Annotated in this window: 18 protein-coding genes; 6 read left to right on the forward strand and 12 right to left on the reverse strand. The window is 45.3% G+C overall.

The annotated features are described in order from the left end of the window. Positions 1-27 precede the first annotated feature (27 nt). The gene (locus tag E7588_03420) at positions 28-876 is read right to left on the reverse strand and encodes a helix-turn-helix domain-containing protein (GenBank protein MBE6688312.1); all 849 of its coding nucleotides are present in this window, start codon (positions 874-876) and stop codon (positions 28-30) included. A 126-nt stretch (positions 877-1,002) separates the two neighbouring features. Here E7588_03420 and E7588_03425 point away from each other — a divergent pair, with 126 nt between their 5' ends. Beyond that, positions 1,003-2,799 (forward strand): L-fucose isomerase, encoded by a 1,797-nt coding sequence (locus tag E7588_03425; GenBank protein MBE6688313.1) that lies wholly within the window; start codon positions 1,003-1,005, stop codon positions 2,797-2,799. Between the two features lie 51 nt (positions 2,800-2,850). Here E7588_03425 and dnaJ read toward each other — a convergent pair whose 3' ends face one another. Genes dnaJ through hrcA form a run of 4 tightly spaced genes read right to left on the reverse strand, consistent with a single transcriptional unit; the run spans position 2,851 to position 7,492 of the window. Continuing rightward, on the reverse strand, positions 2,851-3,996 hold the full coding sequence (dnaJ, locus tag E7588_03430) for a molecular chaperone DnaJ (GenBank protein MBE6688314.1): 1,146 nt from the start codon (positions 3,994-3,996) through the stop codon (positions 2,851-2,853). Between the two features lie 20 nt (positions 3,997-4,016). Then, a complete protein-coding gene (gene dnaK, locus E7588_03435) occupies positions 4,017-5,846 on the reverse strand; it encodes a molecular chaperone DnaK (protein MBE6688315.1) in 1,830 nt (609 codons plus the stop codon). Positions 5,847-5,889: 43 nt separating this feature from the next. Then, positions 5,890-6,435, reverse strand: a complete 546-nt coding sequence (gene grpE, locus E7588_03440) for a nucleotide exchange factor GrpE (GenBank protein ID MBE6688316.1) — start codon at positions 6,433-6,435, stop codon at positions 5,890-5,892. Further along, entirely contained in the window at positions 6,422-7,492 is a 1,071-nt protein-coding gene (gene hrcA, locus E7588_03445) for a heat-inducible transcription repressor HrcA (protein MBE6688317.1), read from the reverse strand. The genes grpE and hrcA overlap by 14 nt, the downstream gene beginning before the upstream one ends. 232 nt (positions 7,493-7,724) lie before the next feature. Here hrcA and E7588_03450 point away from each other — a divergent pair, with 232 nt between their 5' ends. After that, entirely contained in the window at positions 7,725-9,419 is a 1,695-nt protein-coding gene (locus E7588_03450; GenBank protein MBE6688318.1) for a hypothetical protein, read from the forward strand. Positions 9,420-9,739: 320 nt separating this feature from the next. Here the strand turns inward: E7588_03450 and E7588_03455 are convergent, their stop codons facing one another. The 3 genes from E7588_03455 to E7588_03465 form a co-directional block, all read right to left on the reverse strand. After that, a complete protein-coding gene (locus E7588_03455; GenBank protein ID MBE6688319.1) occupies positions 9,740-12,430 on the reverse strand; it encodes a hypothetical protein in 2,691 nt (896 codons plus the stop codon). A 367-nt stretch (positions 12,431-12,797) separates the two neighbouring features. Next, positions 12,798-13,277, reverse strand: a complete 480-nt coding sequence (locus E7588_03460; protein MBE6688320.1) for a hypothetical protein — start codon at positions 13,275-13,277, stop codon at positions 12,798-12,800. A gap of 61 nt (positions 13,278-13,338) precedes the next feature. Further along, positions 13,339-15,174: a hypothetical protein gene (locus E7588_03465; protein MBE6688321.1), complete on the reverse strand. Its 1,836-nt coding sequence runs from the start codon at positions 15,172-15,174 to the stop codon at positions 13,339-13,341. Positions 15,175-15,376: 202 nt separating this feature from the next. On the opposite strand from E7588_03465, the gene E7588_03470 reads away from it, so the two are divergent. Next, positions 15,377-18,871, forward strand: coding sequence for a DNA polymerase III subunit alpha (locus tag E7588_03470; protein MBE6688322.1), 3,495 nt, complete (start codon positions 15,377-15,379; stop codon positions 18,869-18,871). 3 nt (positions 18,872-18,874) lie between these two features. Here E7588_03470 and E7588_03475 read toward each other — a convergent pair whose 3' ends face one another. Further along, positions 18,875-19,087, reverse strand: a complete 213-nt coding sequence (locus E7588_03475) for a hypothetical protein (protein ID MBE6688323.1) — start codon at positions 19,085-19,087, stop codon at positions 18,875-18,877. A 111-nt stretch (positions 19,088-19,198) separates the two neighbouring features. Here E7588_03475 and E7588_03480 point away from each other — a divergent pair, with 111 nt between their 5' ends. Next, positions 19,199-22,072 carry a PBP1A family penicillin-binding protein gene (locus tag E7588_03480; GenBank protein ID MBE6688324.1) on the forward strand — a complete coding sequence of 958 codons (2,874 nt, stop codon included), beginning with the start codon at positions 19,199-19,201 and terminating at the stop codon, positions 22,070-22,072. Between the two features lie 299 nt (positions 22,073-22,371). Here E7588_03480 and E7588_03485 read toward each other — a convergent pair whose 3' ends face one another. Together E7588_03485 and E7588_03490 are read right to left on the reverse strand one after the other, a co-directional pair. After that, positions 22,372-22,572 carry a hypothetical protein gene (locus E7588_03485; GenBank protein MBE6688325.1) on the reverse strand — a complete coding sequence of 67 codons (201 nt, stop codon included), beginning with the start codon at positions 22,570-22,572 and terminating at the stop codon, positions 22,372-22,374. Between the two features lie 87 nt (positions 22,573-22,659). Continuing rightward, positions 22,660-23,403, reverse strand: a complete 744-nt coding sequence (locus E7588_03490) for a peptidoglycan hydrolase (GenBank protein MBE6688326.1) — start codon at positions 23,401-23,403, stop codon at positions 22,660-22,662. A gap of 99 nt (positions 23,404-23,502) precedes the next feature. Here E7588_03490 and E7588_03495 point away from each other — a divergent pair, with 99 nt between their 5' ends. Both E7588_03495 and E7588_03500 read left to right on the forward strand, forming a co-directional pair. Beyond that, positions 23,503-24,237, forward strand: a complete 735-nt coding sequence (locus tag E7588_03495; protein MBE6688327.1) for a delta-lactam-biosynthetic de-N-acetylase — start codon at positions 23,503-23,505, stop codon at positions 24,235-24,237. After that, positions 24,210-24,920, forward strand: coding sequence for a chitooligosaccharide deacetylase (locus tag E7588_03500; protein ID MBE6688328.1), 711 nt, complete (start codon positions 24,210-24,212; stop codon positions 24,918-24,920). Before E7588_03495 ends, E7588_03500 begins: the two co-directional genes overlap by 28 nt. A gap of 65 nt (positions 24,921-24,985) precedes the next feature. Here E7588_03500 and E7588_03505 read toward each other — a convergent pair whose 3' ends face one another. Further along, positions 24,986-25,519: an NAD(P)H nitroreductase gene (locus E7588_03505; protein ID MBE6688329.1), complete on the reverse strand. Its 534-nt coding sequence runs from the start codon at positions 25,517-25,519 to the stop codon at positions 24,986-24,988. Between the last annotated feature and the right edge of the window lies 1 nt (position 25,520).

The following is a 25,520-nucleotide window of genomic DNA, read 5'->3' on the forward strand; positions in this document are numbered from 1 at the left end:
ACTTATCGCGACGTTGAGCACTCAGCATCACATAAAACTCTTTCTGTATTTTGCGGGAGTCACACCTTTAACCTGCTTGAAGGTTTTGATAAAATAGCTAAGATCGTTAAATCCGCATGAAAATGCCACTTCCGTTACGCTCATGTCGGAATTTATAAGCTTTTTTATTGCCATTTCAATGCGATAGAAGTTAAGATACTCGATAGGGGTCTTGGTTGTCATTGCTTTGAAAAAATGGCAGAAATACTTAGGAGACATTTCAGCCGACTCAGCCATTTCATTCAAAGTTATCTGCGCATCATAATTACCGCGTATAAAGGCAAGCACCATTCTCAGCTTATTTACGTTTTTGCCAAGTGTGACAGGCATGATTTCGGTGGGGTGATACAGATTCTCCTCCACTATTGCGGCAAACAAATTGTTCAATGCACCCATTACCTTGAATTTGTATGATGGATTAGTGCATTTCATGGCGCTGAAAACATCTCTCATGGCTCGGGAATACTGTGAATCCCTATTCGCATAAAACTCCTCCACCACATACTCATGGTTTTTAAGAGCCTGTGCGAGAGAAAAACTGCCCATAAGATACTCGGGAAGCAAATCCGTGCTGAAAACTATGCATTCATACACACAATCATCGGGTGAAAAATAATGCACTGTTTCGGAATTAATGAATAATATATCCCCTCTTTGTGCACAGTATGTATTGTTATTAAGTCTTACGGTAAGCTTGCCCGAAAGAATGTGCAGAAACTCCACTTCTCCGTGCCAATGGGAATAAGATTCGCCGTATCTTACATGTTGTTTATCCACATGATAAAGCTCTATTGGGAAGTCACTTGTGCCCCTTTGAAGCACTTCATTATATATCATAATTCACCAACTCTGAAAATATTTACATTTTATATTATTATAGCACAAGTATTATACTTATTTCAAGTATATAATTATCATGTAATATAGTGTTTTAAAAATATTTACAAATCAGGAGGAAATAATATGTCTAACAACAGATATGTAGGTGGCTATCCCGTTATAGGAATACGCCCCGTAATTGATGCAAGACGCGGCCCATTAAAGCTGCGTGAAAGCCTCGAGGCTCAGACCATGGAGCTTGCCATGGCGGCAAAAAAATTATTCGAGGAAAACCTCAACTACTCCAACGGCGATCCCGTTAAGGTAGTTATTGCAAATCACAGCATCGGAAGAGTTCCCGAAGCAGCGGCTTGTGCCGAGCAGTTTAAAAAAGAAGGCGTTGATATCACGTTGTCTGTGACTCCCTGCTGGTGCTACGGCTCTGAAACAATGGACATGGACCCTAACACCATTAAAGGTGTATGGGGATTTAACGGCACCGAAAGACCCGGTGCAGTTTACCTTGCAGCAGTGCTTGCCTCACACGCACAAAAAGGGCTGCCGGCCTTTGGCATTTACGGCCATGAGGTTCAGGACAGAGACCAGGTAAGCACCATTCCCGAAGATGTAAAGGAAAAGCTTCTTCGCTTTGGACGTGCGGCTGTTGCAGTTGCTACCATGAGAGGCAAGTCTTATCTTCAGATCGGTTCTCAGTGCATGGGTATCGGCGGCTCTATCATGGATCAGGATTTTGTTGAATCCTATCTTGGAATGAGAGTTGAATCCGTTGACGAGGTTGAAGTTCTCCGCCGTATGGAGGAAGGCATCTACAACGAAGAAGAATACCGTAAGGCTCTCAAATGGACCAAGGAGCACTGCAAAATGGGTCGCGATGACAACCCCGATTCCGTACGCTTTTCTGACGAAGAAAAGGAAAAGCAGTGGGAATTCACCGTTAAAATGTACTGCATTATAAAAGACCTTATGACAGGCAACAACGACCTTCCCGAAAGATTCGGTGAGGAAATGCTGGGTCACAATGCCATCGCGGGCGGATTCCAGGGTCAGAGACAGTGGACAGACCACTGGCCCAACTGCGACTATCCTGAGGCTCTTCTCAGCTCCACCTTTGACCACAACGGCGCACGCGAGCCCTACACTCTGGCTACTGAAAACGACGTTCTCAACGGTCTGGGCATGCTGTTCATGAGATTGCTCACTCACCGCGCTCAGATTTTCGCAGACGTTCGTACCTACTGGTCTCCCGAGGCTACAAAGCGTGTTACCGGCTACGATCTGGAGGGCAAAGCGAAGGAAAACGGCGGTATCATCCATCTTCTCAACTCCGGTGCGGCTTGTCTTGATGCCTGTGGCGAATGCAAGGACGAAAACGGCAACGCCATCATGAAGAAGTGGTGGGAAGTTACCGAGGAAGATATAAAGAAAATGACCGACGCAACCGTATGGTGCGAGGCAGGCTTCGACAACTTCCGCGGCGGCGGATTCTCCAGCCACTTTACAACCCGTGCCGAAATGCCCGCAACCATGATAAGACTCAATCTTGTCAAGGGTCTGGGTCCCGTTCTTCAGATTGCTGAGGGCTGGACAGTTCATCTTCCCGACGAGGTTTCCGACACTCTTATGGAAAGAACAAATCCCACCTGGCCCTGCACATGGTTTACCCCCAGATGCACAGGCGAGGGTGCTTTCAAGAGTGCATATGACGTGATGAACAACTGGGGTGCAAACCACGGCGCTATCAGCTACGGTCACATCGGTGCTGACCTTATCACCATGTGTTCCATGCTGAGAATTCCCGTTTGCATGCACAATGTACCCGAGGATCAGATTTTCAGACCTGCGGCATGGAATGCCTTCGGTATGGACAAAGAGGGACAGGATTACAGAGCCTGCGCAGCTTACGGTCCTCTTTACAAATAATCCGATTAAAAATAAAAAATATCCAACCTTACGGTTGGATATTTTTTTGTTTTACTTTTTCAAATAGTCTTTCAGTTTGTCCACAAAGCTCTTCTTTTTGGCGTTATTGTTATTGCCCAGTGAGGACTCGAACTGTCGGAGTATTTCTTTTTGCTTGTCGCTGAGGTTTTTGGGTATTTCGACCTCTATTTGAATTATCTGGTCGCCTCGACGGGTGGAATTTATGTTCTGGATACCACGGTTTTTCAATGTAAACTGCTTACCGTTCTGCGTGCCCTCGGGAATTGTGTACTTTATGTTGCCATCCAGTGTGGGAACATCTATTTCTGCGCCAAGCGCCGCTTCAACCATGGTTATGGGCACTTCGCAAAATACTGTGTAACCGTCGCGCTCAAACACAGGATGCGGTCTTATCTGCACCTCAACTATAAGGTCACCGCTGGGGCCGCCGTTACGTCCTGCATTACCCTGGCCTCTTGCAGAAACGCGCTGTCCGTCATCGATACCTGCCGGAAAATTGATTTCCAGCTTTTTGCTTTTCTTTTCCAGGCCTGCGCCATTGCATTTTTTACATGGAGTTTTTATTATTTTACCGGTTCCGCGGCAATTATCACACGTCTTTGTAGTCTGGAACATACCGAAAGCGGTACTCTGACGTACATTCATCTGACCCGTTCCGCGGCACTTAGGACAAGTTTCCGCAACAGTACCTGCCGCCGCACCGCTTCCGTTACACTCGGAGCACTGCTCAATACGGCTGTAAGAAATCTCCTTTGTACAGCCGAAAGCCGCTTCCTCGAAGGTAAGCATCATGCGATAACCTATATCATCGCCTCTGACGGGGCCGTTACGACTGCGTCCGCCGCCACCGAAAATTCCGCCGAACAGATCGCCGAAATCCATATCAAAGCCACCGAATCCTCCTCCGAAGCCGCCGAAGCCGCCACCTGCGCCTGCACCGTACTGAGGATCGACACCTGCGTGACCATACTGGTCATAAAGCTTTTTCTTTTCGGGATTGGAAAGTATCTCGTAAGCCTCGTTTATTTCCTTGAACTTGTCCTCTGCTTCCTTATCCCCGGGGTTTCTGTCGGGGTGGTATTTCATGGCAAGCTTTCGGAAAGCTTTTTTTATCTCATCGTCACTTGAGGTTTTGGGCAAGCCCAAAACCTCATAAAAATCTCTTTTTTCAGCCATTTAGTGAAAAAACCTTTCGATTAATTATCGGATTTATCAGTAAAATCGGCATTGTAGGAGCCATCGGAGTTCTGCTGTGCACCGCCTGCATTGGGGTCAAAACCGCCCTGCGCATTGGGGTCACCCTGGTAAAGCTTTGCTGAAATTGCGTAAACCGCCTGTGTGAGTGCCTCGGTATCCGCCTTAATGGCTTCAATGTCCTCGCCCTTTACAGTTTCGCGGAGTTTATCGATTGCCGCCTTTACGGGAGCCTTGTCCTCGTCAGTCAGCTTGTCGCCTGCATCAGTCATCGCCTTTTCAGCCTGGAACATAAGAGTTTCAGCCTGGTTTCTGGTCTCGATGTTTTCCTTTGCCTTCTTATCCTCTTCAGCGTGAAGCTCTGCATCCTTTATGGCTTTTTCGATGTCTTCCTGAGACATGTTGGTGGAAGCGGTAATGGAGATGTGCTGTTCCTTACCTGTGCCCTTGTCGCAAGCGGTAACGTTTACAATACCGTTGGCGTCAATATCAAAGGTAACCTCAATCTGAGGAATTCCGCGGGGTGCAGGTGCAATGCCGTCAAGATTAAATCTGCCCAGAGTCTTATTATCACGCGCCATTTCACGTTCGCCCTGAAGTACATGGATTTCAACAGAGGTCTGGTTGTCGGCAGCAGTGGAGTAAATCTGGCTCTTTTTAACGGGAATGGTGGTGTTTCTTTCGATAAGCTTATTGAAGATACCGCCAAGAGTTTCGATACCCAAAGACAGAGGTGTGACGTCCAGAAGCAGAAGATCTTTTACATCGCCGCCCAATACACCTGCCTGAATAGCTGCGCCCATTGCAACACATTCGTCGGGGTTGATGCCCTTGAAGGGCTCTTTACCGATGAAGTTCTTAACCGCATCCTGTACAGCAGGAATACGGCTGGAGCCGCCTACGAGAAGGACCTTATCTATCTGAGAGGGCTGAAGACCTGCGTCGCTGAGAGCCTGACGGGTGGGACCCATTGTGTTTTCAACAAGGTCCGCGGTAAGCTCATTGAACTTTGCTCTGGTAAGAGTTGCATCGAAGTGCTTGGGGCCGGTAGCATCTGCTGTGATAAAGGGAAGATTGATGTTGGTAGACATTACGCCGCTAAGCTCAATTTTTGCTTTTTCAGCAGCTTCCTTGAGTCTCTGAAGGGACGAACGGTCATTTCTAAGGTCGATACCGTTATCTCTCTTGAACTCGTCTGCCATCCAGTTAATAATACGTTCGTCAAAGTCATCGCCGCCCAGACGGTTGTTACCCGCGGTTGCGAGAACCTCAAATACACCGTCGGAGATTTCCAAAATAGAAACGTCGAAGGTGCCGCCGCCAAGGTCGAATACAAGAACCTTCTGTTCATTTTCCTTGTCAACGCCGTAGGAAAGAGCCGCCGCGGTAGGCTCGTTGATTATACGAAGAACCTCAAGACCTGCAATTTTACCTGCATCCTTAGTTGCCTGGCGCTGTGCGTCGGTGAAGTATGCGGGAACTGTGATTACCGCCTGGCTTACGGTAGTGCCGAGGAATGCCTCTGCATCCGCCTTAAGCTTCTGCAGAATCATTGCGGAAATTTCCTGGGGAGTATAGCTCTTATCGTCGATATTTACCTTTTTGTCGGTACCCATATCACGCTTGATGGAGCTGATGGTTCTGTCGGGATTGGTAATAGCCTGTCTTTTTGCTATCTGACCTACCATTCTTTCGCCTGCCTTGGAGAAAGCAACAACGGAAGGAGTGGTACGTGCTCCTTCGGGATTGGTTATAACAGTGGGCTCACCGCCCTCGAATACTGCTACGCAGGAGTTGGTTGTACCTAAGTCGATACCTATGATTTTTGCCATATCTGTTACCTCTTTCTTTATGATGGATTATTTTTTACGTTGATTAGTTGACTACCTTTACCATTGCATGGCGAAGCACCTTATCGCCGATTGTGTAGCCCTTCTGGAACACCTCAATAACGGTGTTCTGCGGTGCATCCTCGTTGTCCTCATGCATTACCGCGTTGTGAAGCTCGGGGTTGAATTCGCAGTCCAGCGCAGGTATTTCCTTAATATCCAGCTTTTCAAGATATTCGTTGAACTGCTTTATAATCATTTTAAGACCTTCAAGAACCTTTTCGGGCTCATTATAAAGCTCGGCACGCTCCAGATTGTCTATAACCGGAAGCAATTTTTCTATAACATCGGTTTTTGCCGCGGAATATATGTCTGCCTTTTCCTTGACAGTGCGCTTTTTATAGTTATCAAACTCCGCCACAAGACGCACGTACTTATCGTACATTCCCGCGTAATCCTCTTTCAGCTTTGCCACCTCGGGAGAATCAATTTCGGCAGTTTCCTCGGTTGCTTCTTCTGTTTCGACAGTCTCGGTGGTGTCGGTTTCCTTTTCGGTCTCTTCTGTCATATTGATTTCTTTATTCGCCGCCATTATTATTTCCTTTCTTTTGGAATTTCATATCTTCATCGGGCTCATTGTGAGCGCCTGTAAGATTTTTTGTAAAATATTCAAGCTGTGCCATAACCTTGGAATAATCCATGCGCCTGGGACCTATAAGTCCCACAGCACCTACCATACCGCCGTCAATGTCAAAGGTGTGGAATACGATGCTGGCGTCATTCATAGAACCCGGCAGGCTGTCATCACCGATGTAAACGTTGATGCCGTCCTTAGCCTGGGCAAGCATGCTTATAAGCTGACGTTTTTCCTCCAGTGCAGACAGTATGCTTCGTGCTTTTATCACATCCGCAAATTCCGGATACCTCAAAAGGTTTGACACACCATCCAAACGCACATCAAAGCGGTCGATTTCGCTTATAACCTCGTATACTGCGCGTACAATGGGTGAAAACACCTGACGGTAAGCACCAAGCTGATTTTCTATATGCATTATCAGCGGAATGTTGATGTTTTCCAGTCTCACGTCCGCAAGACTTTCGTTAAGCACTCTTACAATGAGTGCCAGTGTTGCGGTGTCAATCTCCACATCTGTCTTTATCTGACGGCTTTTTGTGAGATTGGTGGAGGTTATCATGACAATCAGTATATTGTAGCTGTCGATGAGTATTCCCTCAAAACGCTTTACCGTTCCCCTTTTGGGCTTTGAAGTGATTGAAACCGCTGCATAGTTGGTGGTATCACTGAAAAACCTTGTTGCGTCCTCAATTATATTATTCATTTCCGAAAGCTTGGAGCCCAGAAGTTCATCAATAACCTGAATTTCTTCCATGGTGAGGCGATACCGGTTCATAAGGCTGTCAACGTACATTCTGTAACCGGAGCTGGATGGAATTCTGCCCGCCGAAGTATGCGGCTGTTCGAGATAGCCCATATGCTCCAGCTCACTCATGTCATTTCTGACAGTGGCGGAAGAAACCGGAATTCCAAGATGTTCGGTAATATACTTTGAGCCAACAGGCTCGCCCGAGGAAATATATGTGTCAATAATGGATTTTAAAATCATTTTTTTGCGTTCGTTTATATCCATTAATCTTCACTTCCTTTCCCGAATTAGCACTTGAGGGTGCCGAGTGCTAACACTATATAATTTACCATTATTTTGTGGATTATCAACAGTGTTATTGTAAATATATTGTTAATAACGCAAAAACCATCATTGATACCAAAACTCACCGACACATAATTTACAGAAAATACATGATTTCAAGCCTTTTATCTGATATAATTTACGCAGTAAAATAATAAGTGAGGAAACCACTATGGACATTTTCAAAAAACCGTACTTTCCATCAGATAAAACCGTAAGATTCCCCTACACCCGCGAACAGCTCTCTCAGCGTCCCATATTTCCCACTCTGGTAATGGACGGTGGCGGACACTTTTTTCTCAAGCAGACCTTCGGTGTTTCAAACGGCGATGAGATATTGCAAAAAACTCTTGACGGAAGTATTTTTGAGTTTTACAAAACCGACGGTGTTTTCGATTGGAAAGCCATTCTTAAACGATTCCGCGAAACGGATTTTCTGCACGAATGGGAAGCGCACATCTGGCTGTGCAGGATGTACATTCTTCTTCCCCTGGCGCAAAAATACATGATTACGGGCGACAAAAGGTATTCCGATGCCTGGTATAAAATATTCAGCCATTTCAAGGCTGAAAATCCCCATTACCGCTTCGACCCGAATGTGCACCGCTTCAACACAAACATGATATGGAGCGACATGCAGATGGTATGGCGCAACATAAACCTCATATTCAGCGTGTACATGATGGGCGAAAAGGACGATTGCTTCACCCGTGAACAGTGGTGCGAAATACACGATTTTATAAAGCTTCACGCAGAATTGATATTCGATGAAGCAATGTATCATGTAAAAGAGAAGGATCCGGGCAATCACAATCTGCAGATCGGATTATGCATGATAATGGTGGGAGTATTGTATCCCGAGTGGAAAAATTCAAGTGTTTGCATAGAAACCGGAAAACAAGTAGTAAAGGACAATATGACCCTTTCGGTATATCCTGACGGGCTTAATCACGAAGATGCCATCAGCTATTTTCCGTTCATCGCACGTCTGTATCTGGAGAGCCATCTGTTGCTTTTCAAAAACGGCTATGACGGAATAGAAGGTATAGAAGAAAGTCTTTCAAAGCAGTACGAATTTTTATTCCAGTTTTCACAGCCCGACGGCACAACTCCACAGTTCGGTGATTCTTACCGTTTTAACGTAATAAACGATATCGAATTTGTAAAACAGCTTTTCCCCTTGAAAATATCCGATAAAAAAGCGTCGGTACTGTTCCCGGACGGTCACATGGCGGTACTGAGAAACGAGCATTTCGAGCTGTTTATCGATGCTATGGACATACGCACCTGGCACCAGCATATCGGACGCATGAATTTTGTGCTGTTCCACGACGGTATGCCGGTTGTATGCGACAGCGGATGCACAAACTATGACCGCTCGGACCTGCGCGATTATCTCAACTCCGCACAGGCGCACAACACACTTTCCCTCGACAGCGGTGAAGAGCCCATGGAAAAAATAGAAGCATTGAGCTTTTCAGGCGAAGGTGACGTTCAGCACATAACCCTGCGTTCAACCACAGACAGATACACTCACACACGCACATTCACGATGTATTCCGACCGTTTTGAAATTGAAGACACCGCACAGCTCAAAGGCGGTGCCACTATGACAAACAACCTGCATCTGCATCCGTACGTGCTGGGCTATACCACTCCCGAAGCGAAAAATCAGCCTATAACCCAAGGCAACACTCTTTATACCCACCGCATCGGAAACCGTCTGATGCGTCTGAGCACCACCGACAGCTTCACGAGAGAAATGGTTCCCTGCGTAAACGAAAAATCCCTGCATGACTACTGTGTGGCTCTGCGTATCCCCGTAAAAAACGAAAAAACACATAAAATTGTAATAAGCTTTGAGTAAAAGCACGAAAACGTTGACAAAACAAAGGCTTTCGAAAAGCCAGGGATATTTTGCCGATTAAAGCCCGTCGGCGTACAAAGGTACGATAGGGCTTGAAGCGGCAAAAAGCGACAAGCAGCAGGTGATATTCGATGTATCACCTGCTGTTAAATTATTTTTTGCTTTATTTGAGTTTTTTGAAATATAATTTATTTCCGTCGCGGTATCACGGCTTTCTCGACAGTCGGACAAAACAAAGGCTGATGCATAAGCATCAGCCTTTGTTTTGTATCATTATACGAAATCTAGACTATAAGGTGATTAAACCTTAAATAAATCGATTAATTGTTGTTCCATTCTCCGCCCATGGCGTTTTCAACCTGAGCTACGGAACGTACAACAGGTGCAAAGTAGTAGTATGTGCCGTTATAGCAGATGTAGGAACGAGCCACCAGCTCCTGTGGCTTGTCGCCCTCGGGAATATCCCATACAACGGCAGTGTAGGTAGCAGAGGTTTCAGTGCTGGTGTAAATATTCTCAGCTCTTACATCTGCAAAGCTTTCTGCGGGAACATTTGCATGTGTGAAGTTGCTGGGAGTAACATCATCAGCAAGCTCGGATACAGGAATTATGATAGTACCTGCATAGAATATATCGCCTGCATTCTCGGTATACTGAATCTGCTCAAGAGCAATACCGTCGGTGAAGTTAACAGATGTACCGAATCTGAGACCCTGGGGCTCGGTAGTTCTTATCTGTGCACCCAGCATGTCACCGTCGATTTCAACGGGAGCGGCATCCTGCTTGAGCTTAACGGAAATACTGTCGATGTAGAAGTAGCAGTTGCTGTTGCTTCTTACAGTGAGTGTAAGACCCTTGAAGTAGCCGTTCGCATCTTTAAGCTCGGTAAATGAGTGAGAAAGCGAAGCGAGGAACTCTTCGGTAAGCTCAATGTCTACCCACTGGTTCATCTTGTCCAACTTCTGTAAGTCAAATGCATTCAAGTTGCCATAGTTTAACCAACTGGTGACATTATATTGACTGAATCTTACCTGAGGGTATTCGGTAGAACTGTTGGCACCATTGGGATTCTCTGCGGGTGCCCACATACGAATGGTAACGGATTCAATGTCTTTTGCGGGAATCTGGGAACGCAGGAAGTCAAGGTTTATAGTTGCACCGGAAGAACCTGTGCTTGAGATCTTAAGAACAGTGCCGTTGTAAGAGGTGTTTTTAAGCTCGTCGGGGATATTTGCGGAAGTATATTTTACTGCTGTTCCGCCGTAATGAGGCTTATTGCCCGATAATGTATTTATAACATCGCAGGGGAATTCGTCGGTTTCCAGCAACTCAACCTTAACGCTGTCAATCAAGAAGTAACGAGTAGTAGCGCTACTGTTGAAAACACTCAGGTCCAGACCGGTGAGATAACCGTTTTCATCGGCAAGGTTTATGAACTTGTAATTGGTAGATAACATATCATTGGTTATTCTGAAATCAAACCACTGATCAAGCTCGGTTTCTGTATTAAGAGTGTAGAACTTTGTGGTGCTGTTATACATTATACGGGTTGTAGTGCCGGTTGCGGTAAGTCTTATCTGTGAAGAAGGAGAAGGAATATACATTCTCAACACTATCGAATCTACGCGGTTTGCGGGTATCTGCATTCCGCTGAAATCAATGGTAGCCGTTGTACCGGTATCTGCTGTTCCCTTGAACTGCCATACATAGTCCTCAAATCCGCTTACGCTGGAGGGGGGATTATCCTTGTATATTGCCATAGAGGGCTTGTAGGGGGGATTGTCCTGAACCTCTGTCTGAGGTGCGAGCTTAGGCATTTTGGTGTAATCCAAAGTTGATTCGTCAACGCCTCTTGTGTACTTAACACTAATGGTATCGATATAGTAGGGGTCAGAGGTGTCATTACGACGGCTTATAAGGTTGAAGCGGTCGAGATAGCCATCTCCATTTATATCGAGTGAATTCATGTTCATATCGGTTGATTTGACTTTTACATCGCACCAGCCCTTTGTCCAGGTATCGGGGAACATGTCAAAGCCGCTCTGACCTGTACTAACACCCCACAGCCATTCGCCCTTTGTAGTACGTGCAATTCTGAGGTTGGGTCCCCAATCGGTGGAAGCATCCTCAGGTGCATAAACGCGGAAGATAAAGTACTCAATTTCGGAGATTTTGATTTGTTCGTCGAATTCTATCATTGCACCGACAGAACCAAGACCGGTAGAACTGGGAGCAACCTTCCAAACGCTTTTGCTGAAGCCTTCGGGGAGTCCTTCTGTTATTGCCTTATTAAGACCAAGCTTGGTAATTGTACCGCCAACGTAGAAGTTGTCATCGGTATCATTCTCACCCTTGGTGCCGTCAACGGTAAAGTTAACATTTGTGTCATACTGTTCGGGATAAAGCTCGACAACAACCGAGTCAAAGTATACTGCGCCAGTCTTGTTATTTGTTCTTGTACCTACCTCAAAACGGCCGAGATACTCATTGGTAGAAAGCATCGCGAAGCTGTCAGAAGCCGCTTCAAAGGTTGAAGAGTCGAGGGTGAATTCAACCCACTGGTCATAACTGGTGGAAGGATAATTCTGCATGGTAACCCATTGATCCACATCAGTAGCGTCGTTGATACGGAACTGTGAGGAACCGGCAGCAGTCTCAGAATAAATTCTGAATGTGATGGATTTTACCTGTTCAATCAGAATCTTTGCTGCGGACATATCGATAACGGGGGAAGCGCCGGAACCGTTAGGTGTAGCCTTCCATACGTCGCCTGTAAAGCCCTCGGGTACACCTGCGGCTTTTGCCTCTTGTTCAGTGTAATGAGTCAGGCTTGCACATCCCAGTCTGTACTCGTACGGGTTACCTTTCGAGGTACTTTTTTCAAAGGTTACACTGCTTGTTACATCTACTGTTGTTGTTTCCAGATCGGCTATGCTCAATGCCATAGCGCCGGAAACAGTCAAGAGCATAAGCATTGCAACCATTGCAAGTATTACAAGGTTTCTTTTCATGATATGTACTCCTTAAAATAATTTTTGTGCGAAGCAAAAAGCCGTTTGGAGACACATAAGACATAATAAAGTGATATTGTGTACAGTAGTACTGTACACAAGTAAAGGGTACCCTTTACTTCGCAAAATTTATACATTTTCGATTATAGTACAATTTTTACATTTTGTCAATAGATTTTGCGAAAAAATCTATATTTTTCACAAACATTTTAACGATGCTTCAGCTTTGTTGTGCTCAGCGTGGTAATATGAAGAAAAACGCTTTGCGTTTTTCAACCCCAACTGAGAATTGCAAATTAAAAAAATGCGTCCGGCGATGTTTCTATCGCCGGACGCATTTCATGTCAGTAAAACAATAAAATAAATATTAATACTCAACCTTCATGCCTATGCTTGCCGCCAGGCTGTCAAGGCTTGCATTGTATTCATCCAGAAGCGCAAGACCTGCATTGAGCTTTTCGTTACCCTGATTAAGAGCCGCCTCGTCTGCATTCTCAAATCCTGCAAGAATATCGTTGAAAGCGTCCTTGTAGCTGTGCATAACACCTATGAACTGCTCTCTTACAGCTTTTACCTCATCGGTCTCAAGGCTGATTGCGGAAACAATGCTTATGTTTTCTTCACATTTTGGAATGATGATTTCCTTAAGGCTTGTGATGAACTGTTCGTCGGCTTCGTAGCTTTCCCAGTTGCCCATCTCAGCGGTAAGTGCGTCATAGTTTGCGTTTGCCTGAACCATTTTAACATTGATAAAATCGGTGAATTCGTCTTCAACGGGGTTAGCACAGGCAGTAAGTGCAAAAATTCCGATAACCAGTATGAGTGCAAATGTAAGTATTTTTTTCATTGTTGTAATCTCCTTGGTAAAGTAATATATTCAAGTGAAAAACACTTCATAAATTATAGGCTTAACGGTTTATGAATTCTATTGCCAGCTCACAGGGCTCCAGCGTTTTTTCTACGGATTTACCGTGTGCACTGATTGTTAAGGTGACGGGGTTGGTAAAATCGGTATTAAGCAGACATATCATATCCTTATCTTCGCCGCGGTAAACCGAAAATTTAAGCTTATCTCCCGCATTCACCTTTACATCACAATTTCTGTGGGATGCCGTAACAAGCTCGCGGACGATGGTGCGGTAAACGGGATATACACCGTTCTGACCCGGATAATCACGGCTGAGAAGCACGGTAACAACGCCATCTCCGTATTTATTCTCCAGTACTGCGGGATGAATTTCTCCGCCGTCGGACAAATAGAAGCTGTCGTGCCATATTGCGGTAGTTTGAGCGGTTGAAATATCCGTTTCCACAGCATTCAGCCGTCCGCCTGCCATAATGGGGTCGCCGTCTCCGTTGGACATTACGGGGAATACAACTCCGTCGCGCAAGCTTTCCTTTACAAACTTAACGCCCAGATTCACGGGATAGGTTTCTTTAATATCAAAGCCTGTAAAATCGGACATTTTTCCGTTGTTTATGGGAAGATACTTTCCGTCACGCTTGGTATTGGTGTTAAAATGCGCCGCCGTGATGAACAGATGTCCTCCGCCCGATACGAATTTTTTGAGATTAGCCCATATTTCGTCTGTCATGGAGTTCCAGCCTACGAAAATAACGGTATCATATTTTGCCATTTTATCAGCAGGTGTATCGGCGGGAATAACATCGTAAAGACCATAGGCAGGTGCAAAGGAAAAGTCCTTTTCACCGTAGTTTTCTATATCCTGCCAGCTTCTCGCATGGTGCATATCCTCAAGTATGCGCCAGCTCCATTCCGCCTGTCCCCAGCTCCACTCGGGACGGTCATACTGCTCCCAAACGGAAGTACCCATATAACCGGTATATGCATCCAAATTTCCGTACACAAAAGCCACTTTTGCCTCGGGCTCAGGTGCAATACGGGTATTTTTGCGTATAAAGCTTTCATATTCCTCAAACTGCTTGCGGTATGCACGGCAAACAGGATGGTCGGATTCGAAATTGTAGCCGTAGCTCTGCACCTTTTCGTCTCCCGATTCAAGGCATATAATGTGAGAGCCCGAAAGATATGTATAGCCGTAAGCCACTTTCAGACGCTTTTCTTTCAGGGGATCGTCGTTGCGTATACCGCCGTACCATTCCTGTGCCACATATGTGCCCCACAACTCATGGCCGTATGCATGGGCACAGCCTCGGTTGAGCGAAACGAGAAATTCGGGATCGCCCGGCATCATTTCCAGAAGAATTATATCCCCGCCCGCATCGTAGGTATATTTAAGCATGGCGGTCGCTTCAACGGGAACAATATTCGGAACACCCATCTTTTTGTCAATATCGACATATTTTTTTATTTGCGACAGAAAATAATCACGGCAGTCCTTCATATCGTCCAGCACGGGCATCTTTGGTCCGTAACCTCTCGGACGTGCGCCGTAGATGGTTCCCACCTCGCCTATCTGGTCACCCATGAAATATTCACCCGCTATTTTCTTCACATTTGCGGTTATTTCGGGCGTAAGATGGCTTTCGGTACCATCGAGTGCATTCTGAATGGTATAAAGGTACATGAAGTACACCTTATGCTCCCTGCACCACTCTGCCCACTGATAAAAATACTCGGGCTCTACACGCTTTCTGCGTGTGCGGATAGTCAGAAAGCTGGTGTTCTGTACACCGCGTGCTTCAAATTCCTTTGTAAGCTCGGCAGGGATAAAGCTGTGCTCGCCCACATGTATTCCCGAAACAAGAAAATTCTCTTTCATATGCTTCTCCTTGTAAAAGGTTTATGCTTTTATTCTACCATAACAACGTGGAAAAATCAATAGAATCTTATGTTTTATTCAAAAATTTGTAAAAAAGTGTGTATTTGAAAATATCACCGGTCTTTTTTTCTGCGGATATTTACTTTTTGAGCGGTTTGTGATAGAATATATGTAATTATTATTATTTTGGAAGGAAAAATCAATGTCGGATTTCGTGCATCTGCATCTTCACACCGAATACAGTCTCCTTGACGGAGCTTGCCGTATAAACAAAATGTTCGAAAGAATAAATGAATACGGTCAGTCTGCCGTCGCCATAACCGACCACGGTGCCATGTTCGGCGCGGTGGAATTTTACCGTGCCGCAAAAGCGGCAGGCGTAAAGCCCATTATCGGATGCGAAGTATATATGGCAGAGCGCTCTATGCATGATAAGCAGTTTGAGCATGACAAAGAAAACTATCATCTGGTTCTTTTATGCAAAAACGAAACAGGCTATAAAAATCTGTGCAGGCTTGTTTCCGCCGCATATGTGGAAGGATTTTATTCAAAGCCACGTATAGACATGGAGCTTCTTAAAAACAACTGTGAAGGGCTTATCGCCCTTTCCGCCTGCCTTGCCGGCAGAATACCGCAGTATCTTCTGAACGGTATGTACGATGAAGCGTTAAAATATACCCTTGAAATGAAACGCATATTCGGCAGAGAGAATTTTTATCTTGAGCTGCAAAACCACGGCTACAAAGAGCAGATGCAGGTCAACACACTTCTTGCGAAGCTGGCAAAGGACGCGGATGCAGAGCTTGTTGCAACCAACGATGTGCATTATCTTGACAAGCAGGATGCCCAGAGCCAGGCGGTTCTGATGTGCATACAGACAAACTCTCTTATCACCGAGGGACGTCCCATAGGCTTTGAAACGGATGAATTCTATTTAAAGAGCACCGACGAAATGAAAGCTCTTTTCAGCTCATATGAAAATGCGATCGAAAACACCGTAAAAATTGCTGATATGTGCAATTTTGACTTTGATTTTTCACAAACATTTCTTCCTGCCTTTGAAATTCCCAAAGGCTTTACCTCCAGAAGCTATCTTGAAAAGCTGATATTTGAAGGGCTTGAAAGACGGGGGTTTTCAGATAATGAAAAGTACATCAGCCGTATAAATCACGAAATGGATATAGTTTCCCGAATGGGCTACTGCGAATATTTTCTCATTGTAAACGATTTTGTGTCCTTCGCAAAGGAAAGCGGTATATTTGTCGGCCCCGGAAGAGGCTCGGGTGCCGGAAGTCTGTGTGCATATTGTCTGGGTATAACCGATATAGACCCAATGCGATACGACCTGTTATTTGAGCGTTTTCTCAATCCGGAGCGTGTAAGCATGCCCGACTTTGATATAGATTTTTGTTATGAACGCCGTCACGAGGTCATAGAATATGTATCAAGAAAGTACGGTGCGGACCACGTAACCCAGATAGTCACCTTTTCAACCATGGCGGCACGCGCCGTTATACGCGATGTCGGCCGTGCACTTGGTATGCCCTATTCCGAGGTTGACCCCGTCGCCAAAAAAATCCCCCGCACTATCGGCATGAGTATTGATACGGCGCTTGAGGCAGTGCCGGAATTGCGTGAAATGTACCTGTCCTCACCCGATATCGCAAGGCTCATAAATATATCCAAAACCCTTGAGGGTATGCCGAGAAACCTTTCCATTCATGCGGCAGGAGTGGTTATAACCGACCGTCCCACGCAGGAATATGTTCCGCTGTGCACGGGAAATGACGATGTTATTATCACCCAGTACCCAATGAATACTTTGGCAGATTTGGGACTTCTTAAAATAGACTTTCTGGGTCTGCGCTATCTCACCATACTCAAGGACACCCAGAACATGATACGCCGCCGTGTGCCGGATTTTGATATACACAACATACCCGAAAATGACCCGAAAACCTTTGAAATGCTTTCAAAGGGTCACACGGTGGGTATATTTCAGCTTGAATCTGGCGGTATGCGTAATCTTATCATGTCCATGAAGCCACGGTGCCTTGAAGATATTATTGCCGCAATCTCTCTCTACCGACCCGGTCCCATGGATTCAATACCCAAATATCTGGAAAACCGCAAAAAAGATAAAATCACTTATACCACTCCCCTGCTGGAGGATATTCTTTCCGTTACCCACGGATGCATAGTATACCAGGAGCAGGTAATGCAGATATTCAGAAAGCTTGCGGGCTATTCATTCGGCAGAGCAGACATTGTACGTCGCGCCATGGCTAAAAAGAAGCTGGATGTAATGCAAAACGAGCGTCAGACATTTCTGTACGGAAAAGAGGGTGAATGTCCCGGTGCTCTTGCAAACGGTGTAACAAAAGAAGCGGCGGAAAGAATATTTGACGACATGGCAGAGTTTGCAAAATACGCATTCAGCAAATCTCATGCCGCACCGTACAGTCTTATCGCTTATCAGACGGCATATCTCAAATGCCATTATCCCCATGAATACATGGCGGCAATGCTGACCGCACAGCTGGAGCAAACTGAAAAAATGCCGCTTTACATCAACGAATGCCGCAGAATGGGAATACAGGTTTTGCCCCCCGATATAAACGAAAGCGACACGGTATTTACGGTACAGGACGGGAATATACGTTTCGGGCTTCTGGCAGTGAAAAATGTAGGGCTCAGTTTTCTGAGGGATATACTGACTCAGCGCGGAATACAGCCATTTGTTTCACTGGAGGATTTTATTATCCGCATGAGCCCATATTCCCCCAACAAACGCATGATAGAAAGTCTTATACGCTGCGGAGCATTTGACTGTTTTGGTTTCTTCCGCACACAGCTGATGGCAGTATACGACATGGCACTGGAAAGCATGGCTCAGATAAACCGCGCCAACGTAGCAGGACAGCTTGACCTTTTTTCGCAGCCCCAGAACAAGCAAAGCGGCGGCATGCTTTCAATAAAATATCCCGACCTCAAAGAATATATATACAGCGAAAAACTGCTTATGGAAAAAGAGGCTACCGGACTTTATCTGTCCGGCAACCCCTTGTATGAATACACAGATGAGGCTTCACGCAGAAGAACGGTGTGTATTTCCGATATTCACGACGCACTCGAAAACGGCAGAGGCGCCTACGGCGACGGAAGCGTTGTTACGCTTTTGGGAATAATAAGTGACAAAAAACAAAAAATACTTAAAAACAACACTCAGATGTTCTTTTTGACCTTAGAAGATCTCACCGGCTCTGCCGAAGTAATTGTTTTCCCGAAAACGGCTCAGACATATTCTCATAATATAGTCAAGGACAGTGTAGTTTTAATTACCGGCGAGGTTTCCCCAAAAGATGACGAGTTAAAAATACTGGCGCGCACGATAATTCCCGCCGAGAAAAACAAAAACGGCTACGATGAAAATGCAGTGCTGTCTGTGCAAAACCAAGCTTCTCAAAAGAAATACGGTAATAAAAAGCTGTTTTTACGAATCCCATCACGGGACAGCAGTGAATTCAGACGTACCAAAGCCTTGCTTGAAATATTTGACGGACAGTGTGAGACGGTATTTTACTGTGCCGACACACAAAGCGCTTTCCAGATAAAGGAGCTTTTGTGCTATCCGTCCGACTTTGTTATTTCACAATTAAAGGAACTTCTTGGAGAAAAGAACGTCATATTGAAATAAGCTTCAGTGTTGTGGCAGTATGTTTCTTCTGTTGCGCAAACCATAATCAGGCATGCCTTCACGGAAGGAATCATAGAAATGATAATCATACGCAACAATGCGTTTTTCCTCTCTTTCAGCCCCCTTCACCGCCGCCAGAGCGAACATTATGCTTAAAAAGACGGCGAGAATGATTATAAACCATTTAGACCTCAAAACATTTAACAATTTTTTCATAAATGACATATACCTCATTTTTAAGTTTGTGATAGTATTATTTTGTATATTTTGAAAAATCATATTCAATATGAAGAATAATTGTCATTTATAATTACACGAAAGGTGTCTATGATGAAAACGAAAAAACAAAATCGGCACAGCACCTTATTCATCCTCAAAACGGTGTGGAAATATCTTTCAAAGATAATCACAGTTTCTCTGAGCGTGTTTTTTACACTGTTTATAATTGCCGTAATAACGGGTGTCATAATGGCATCGGCGCTTGCCATATATGTAAAGAATTACATTGACCCCACATTTGATATTCCCGACCTTCAAAGCAATATAGACCTCTCCACCACACTGTATTATAACGACCGCTCTGACCCAAGCGGTATACCAAGCTGGGTGGAGATGGAGGATGAACAGCTTCATGCTTCCGAAAACCGCACATGGGTATCCTACGACAAAATACCCGAAAATCTTATAAATGCCTTTATCGCCATTGAAGACAAGCGCTTCAGAACACACAACGGCATTGATTACCGCCGTACAATCGGTGCGTTTCTCGAGTTGGCAAAGGGAAATACCTCCTACGGTGGTTCAACCATAACTCAACAGCTTATAAAAAACAACACCGGTCAGGACCAAACCACCATACAGCGCAAAATTCAGGAAATAATGCAGGCTCTTGACCTTGAAAAACGCCGTTCCAAAGAAGAAATAATGGAAATGTACCTCAACACCATCTACCTCTCACAAGGTCAGTACGGTGTACAGGCGGCGGCTGATGAATATTTCGGCAAGGATGTCATTGACCTGACCCTTGTTGAATGTGCCGCCATTGCCTCCATAACCCAATATCCCACCAAGTGGGATCCACGACAGAACCCGGACAACAACAAGGAACGCCGCAGCGTAGTCCTTGACCAGATGCTTGACCAGGATCTCATAACGCAGGAAGAATATGACGAGGCCTACAATGCCGAGCTTGTACTGGTAAAGAAAGAAGAACACAAGAGAAACGAAAAGATACGCTCTTATTTCATAGATCAGACCATAACCGATGTGATAAACGACCTGATGAGCGAAAAGGGCTACTCCGAGGAAATGGCAAAGCATCTTGTTTATGCCGGAGGTCTCAAAATTTACACCACTGTTGACCCGAATGTACAGAGTATTCTTGAAGAAGTATACGAAGAGGAAAACGAACAGTTCTTCCAGCTCAACGGCAACGGAATGGAGCCTCAGAGCGCCATGGTTATCATGGATCACACCAACGGCGATATCGTGGCAATGGTAGGCGGACGCGGAGAAAAAGATCTTAATCTGGGTCTCAATCGTGCAACCCAGAGTAAGCGTCAGCCGGGTTCGGCAATGAAGCCGATTGCGGTTTATGCCCCGGCAATCGACCTCGGGCTTCTCACCTATGGTTCCTGCATAGACGACACTCCTCCTCTTTACGTAAACAATTCTCCCTGGCCCAAAAACGCCAATAACACTTACAGCGGACATGTTTCGCTGGCCCGTGCCATTGCATACTCCTACAACACAACCGCCATACGTTCCTATTTACAGCTTGGCGATGAATACGTTTTCAACAATCTGCGTGACAAATTCCACATAACCACGCTGGTGGATGAGATAACACTGGACAGCGGCAAGGTTCTCACTGACCATACTCCGTCACTGGCTCTGGGCGGTCTTACCTATGGTGTCACTGTTCGCGAAATGGCAGGTGCATATTCTGTTTTTGCCAACCGAGGCATTTACTCAAAACCCCGAACCTATATAAAAGTACTGGACAAGGACAACAACGTTCTTCTCTCCAACGAGGGTAAACAGCAGATATCCGTTTCTTCCGACACCGCGGCAATAATGACAAGGCTTTTGCAAAACGTTGTGGATTACGGTACAGGTGCTTCAATCGACCTTAAAAACCGAATCAATGTGGCAGGAAAAACAGGTTCTACAACGGACAACAAGGACCTTTATTTCTGCGGATATACCCCCTACTACACCGCCGCAATTTGGGTGGGCTACGATATTCCCCGCGTGCTTTCCAACACAAAGATTGCCACCGCCGCATGGAACACCGTAATGAAAAAAATACACGAGCCCATTATAGAAAAATCCAAGGCTGATGGAACGGCACTTAAAAGCTTTGATGAGAATTGTTCAAATCTGGTTCAGGCTCAATTCTGTATAGACTCCGGTATGAAGCCGGGTCCCAATTGTGCCCTCGACCCTCGCGGAAGCCGCACATCTGTGGGATGGTTTTCCAGGGACAATCTTCCCACGCGTACCTGTACGGCTCACGTGGCGACACGCTGGGACGTAACAACAGGTGCAGTGGCAGGTCCCGGATGTCCCGATGACTACTGTGTCAATATTTCGCTGGTGCGTGAAAACGGACGTTCTTTCAATTCCAAGCTTTCCAATGTGTATATCACGGATGCTCAGTATATCTGGAGAGATGTTCCGACAGGCTATGTGTACCCCACCGTACCTTCGGTTCCTTTCTTTTCAAATGCACTGCCCGACGGCATAAACGCAGGCTTTGCTGCTGAAGCACGTCCAAAAAACAGCTATTGCTTTGAGCATAACGACCCGAATATAAAAATCGAGGACATCATCCCCGATGCTCCGTCGGACGGATACGAGGACGAAGTGATATCGCCCGATGATGTATTGCCGGATAACGGCGAGGGTACTATACCCGACACGGGCGAAACACCAGATATACAGCCCGACGCAACAGATGACCAAGTTCAGACACCCGTTCCGGATGACACTCAGCCCCCATCGGATGTGGATACTCCGGAGGATTTGCCTGCCGTACCGGACAGTGTCGAAGACCCCGAAGCAACACCGCCCGAAACAACTGACACACCTGCTGTGGACGAAACCCCATCAGAAGCACAGACCTCTTCGGAAGACAGCACAAAAACTCCCGATGTTCCATTTCCCGATGAGCTGCCTGTGATAGACAACGCCCAATAAATACAAATGGCTGAGCGATAATGTATTGTGTTATAAAGGATAGTTAAATAAGAAAAAACCTCTGAAAACGGCATGAAAAGCCAAATTCAGAGGTTTTATTTATCCGGTGATATGTTGTCTTGCGACAACGCGATATATTTGCTTACGCAAATTCGGATATAATATAAATTCTCGTCACGAAGTGACATATCGCGCCGCTTGCGGCATATCGAGTGCGAAGCATATATATCAAATTCCGCAGGAATTTATATCGCTGCGCAGTGTCCCCCCGGACACTGCGCTAATGCTCAGCCATTTTTTTAAAACTCTATTTCGTGATTAGCCAGCTGCTGTACAAGAGCTTTCATTTCCTTTTTTGAATTAACGCTATGCGCTCTGTCAATTACATTCTGTTTCTGTTCAGCGGTGAGACCCGCAAAATACTCCATTGCAGGCATATTCTGCGCGAATGCCATTCCGAGTCCCAAAGGTATCTGACTGTTATTCGTCAAATCGTTCATTTTTTCACCCCCGGAAATAGTATTACTCGCCGAGAATGAATTATTATGTAATATTATTGACGCACAAGCATTAATTTTCCCGCAATTTTAAAATGTTGAATTTTCGGGAATAACATATGCGGCGTTGACATAACCTCCGCTCTGCAAACGGTACCAAAGACCGCATTTGCATGTAATTTCCAAAATACTGCCATTGGCGGCACGCCCGATAACAGCCGCCGAAGAATCCGGGGCATTTCGTATATTGACTCCTGTGCCATCGGTGGTAACAATCCCCCGCACAAATGGCGGCGGTGTGAAAAACGGAACTCCCACAAATTCTGCCGTCGCACGAGCAAGTACACGGGCGATATTCTCAATGTTTGCCTTTATCCATGCCTCGTCCTGAGGATTATCATGATAGCCCGTCTCCACAAGAATTGCCGGAGCACGTGTCTTATTAAGCTCTATGAGCGTGTCCAGAGGTACAATGTTTACCCTTGAAGGAATGGGGTATATTGTACGATAATATCGTGCTGTTATCTGAGCGTATCTTCGACCCGAAGCACTTGTAGGATAATAGTAAATGTCACACCCTCTCAAAAGACCCGAAAGCTCGGGCGGTGCGGAATTGGAATGGATGGCAAGATATGCGTCAAAATTGAAAACATTGGCATTATCTGCAGACTGCTGCGCCGTCATCCAGGGTCTGTTACGCTCATAGCATATATCGGACGCATTAAGATAAGGAACAATCGCATCTGCGATCAGATTGGCATAATATTCCTCTGTTCCACCGCTCAAAAACGGATTAAACTCCTGACCGGACGGACTCAAATATATACAAGCCATGCTTAAATCACCTCGGTATCATTATATTACCCCGACATTTTTTGTGACACAAAGAACATAATATTTAGGGGCAAAAGTCCCGAAACGAGGTGTATTAAAATGAAAAAATTTCTTGCAGCCGTAATTACGGTTATTTTTATATCATCAGTATTCGGAGTATCGGCAAAAAGCTGGTACACTCAAATCACCAAAGAACATGCCCGTCCCACAGTGCCGGATGAAGCAATTCTTAAAAAATACGATGCTATTGCGCTGGGGCCCGATCAAAAAAAGGTATATCTTACCTTTGATGCGGGATATGAAAACGGTAATGTAAAACGCATTGCGGATATTTTGAAAAAAAATAATGTTCGCGGCGCATTTTTTATTCTGTCCAACATTGTCGAAACTCATCCCCAGCTGATAAAACAGCTGATTTCTGACGGTAATCTTGTTTGCAACCACACAAGAAAACATCCTGATATGTCGGCTAAAAGTGAACAGAATTTCAAAAATGAGCTCACTTCAATGGAGGAGTATTTCAAGGGCAAAACCGGTCACGAAATAGCAAAATTTTATCGTCCGCCGGAAGGAAAATATACGTCGGAAAATCTCAAATGGGCAAAAGAAATGGGTTACAAAACGGTTTTTTGGTCGGTGGCATATCATGACTGGGACAACAACAAGCAAATGCCACGGGACAAAGCGCTGAACATTCTTCTCGGGCGTGCACACAACGGTGCGGTGTATCTGCTTCATCCTACCTCAAAAACCAATGCCGAGGTACTGGATGAATTCATAAAAAAGCTGAAATCCGAAGGGTATGAATTCGGGCTTATAAGCGAGATGGAGTGAGGCACAAGGTGAAAAAAATCTTTATACTGACACTTACTGTTTTCTTTCTTGCAATAAATGCCATTGCCACTCCCGAGATATATGCCAACAACTCTGCCGCTTCAAAAAAAATAGCACTCACCTTTGATGACGGTCCACATCCTACCCACACCGAGGAAATACTCGACATTCTCAAAGAGTATAATGTAAAAGCAACTTTTTTCATTGTCGGTGTAAACGCCGAACGCTATCCGTCCATCGTAAAGCGCACCTTTGACGAAGGTCACGAGCTGGGAAACCACACCTATAACCATGTTTTTATCAACCGTGTTTCGGATGAAGAGGTGCTGAAGGAAATACGAATGACAGACGAGGTCATAAAGCGCATAACAGGAACTACACCTGTCATATTCCGTCCGCCGGGCGGAGCATACAACGACAGCAAGGTGGAGGTTATTTCCTCTGCCGGTCACAAGTGCATTCTGTGGTCCTGGTGGCAGGACACACGGGATTGGTCCTGTCCCGCAGTCGATAAGGTGGTGTCTACCGTTATGAACAATCTGCACGACGGCGACATAGTTCTTTTTCACGATTTCAACAGCGGAAATACTCCTACTGCCGCGGCACTGAAAATAATAATACCTCAGCTTATCGAAAAAGGGTACGAATTTGTAAGTGTGTCGGAGCTCATTGATACAGTGTAATACCACAATAATAAGACTACCCGAAAAAGTGGAATCTTTTTCGGGTAGTCTTTTCGCAGAACGAATTAAGTGAGTATTGTCACCATGTCGCTTATATCCTTGCGCTTTTTGGGGCGCAGTTCATCTGTTGCGGCATAGCCCAATGCGATTATCAAGCGTATTCGCTTATCGTGAGATATTCCCACCGCATCCGCAAGCTGTTTTTCGTTAAACCAGCCCAGAATACAGGTTGAAAGACCTAAATCACGTGCCGCCAGAACGATATGCGCGGCAGCTATTCCTATATCCATCTGTGCATATTCCTGCTTTTTGACAGCACCGCCCAGTCGTGCGGAAAGAGCGGCTTCCTCTTCGTTTATTATTATAAACGCAGGACAATTATCGGTGAATTTATTCATGCCCAATTCATGAGTGCACGATGCCGTCTTTTTGGCATTCTCGCCCGTTGCAACAGTGAAATGCCAGGGCTGTGAGTTACATGCCGAGGGAGAAAGAAGCGCTGTTTTAAGAATACTTGTTATTTTTTCAATTTCAACCGGTCTGTCGGAAAAATCACGGCAGCTTTCGCGGTTCATAACCAGTTTTTCAAAGCTTTCCATA

It is taken from the genome of Oscillospiraceae bacterium, assembly GCA_015065085.1.
Classification (GTDB): domain Bacteria; phylum Bacillota; class Clostridia; order Oscillospirales; family SIG627; genus SIG627.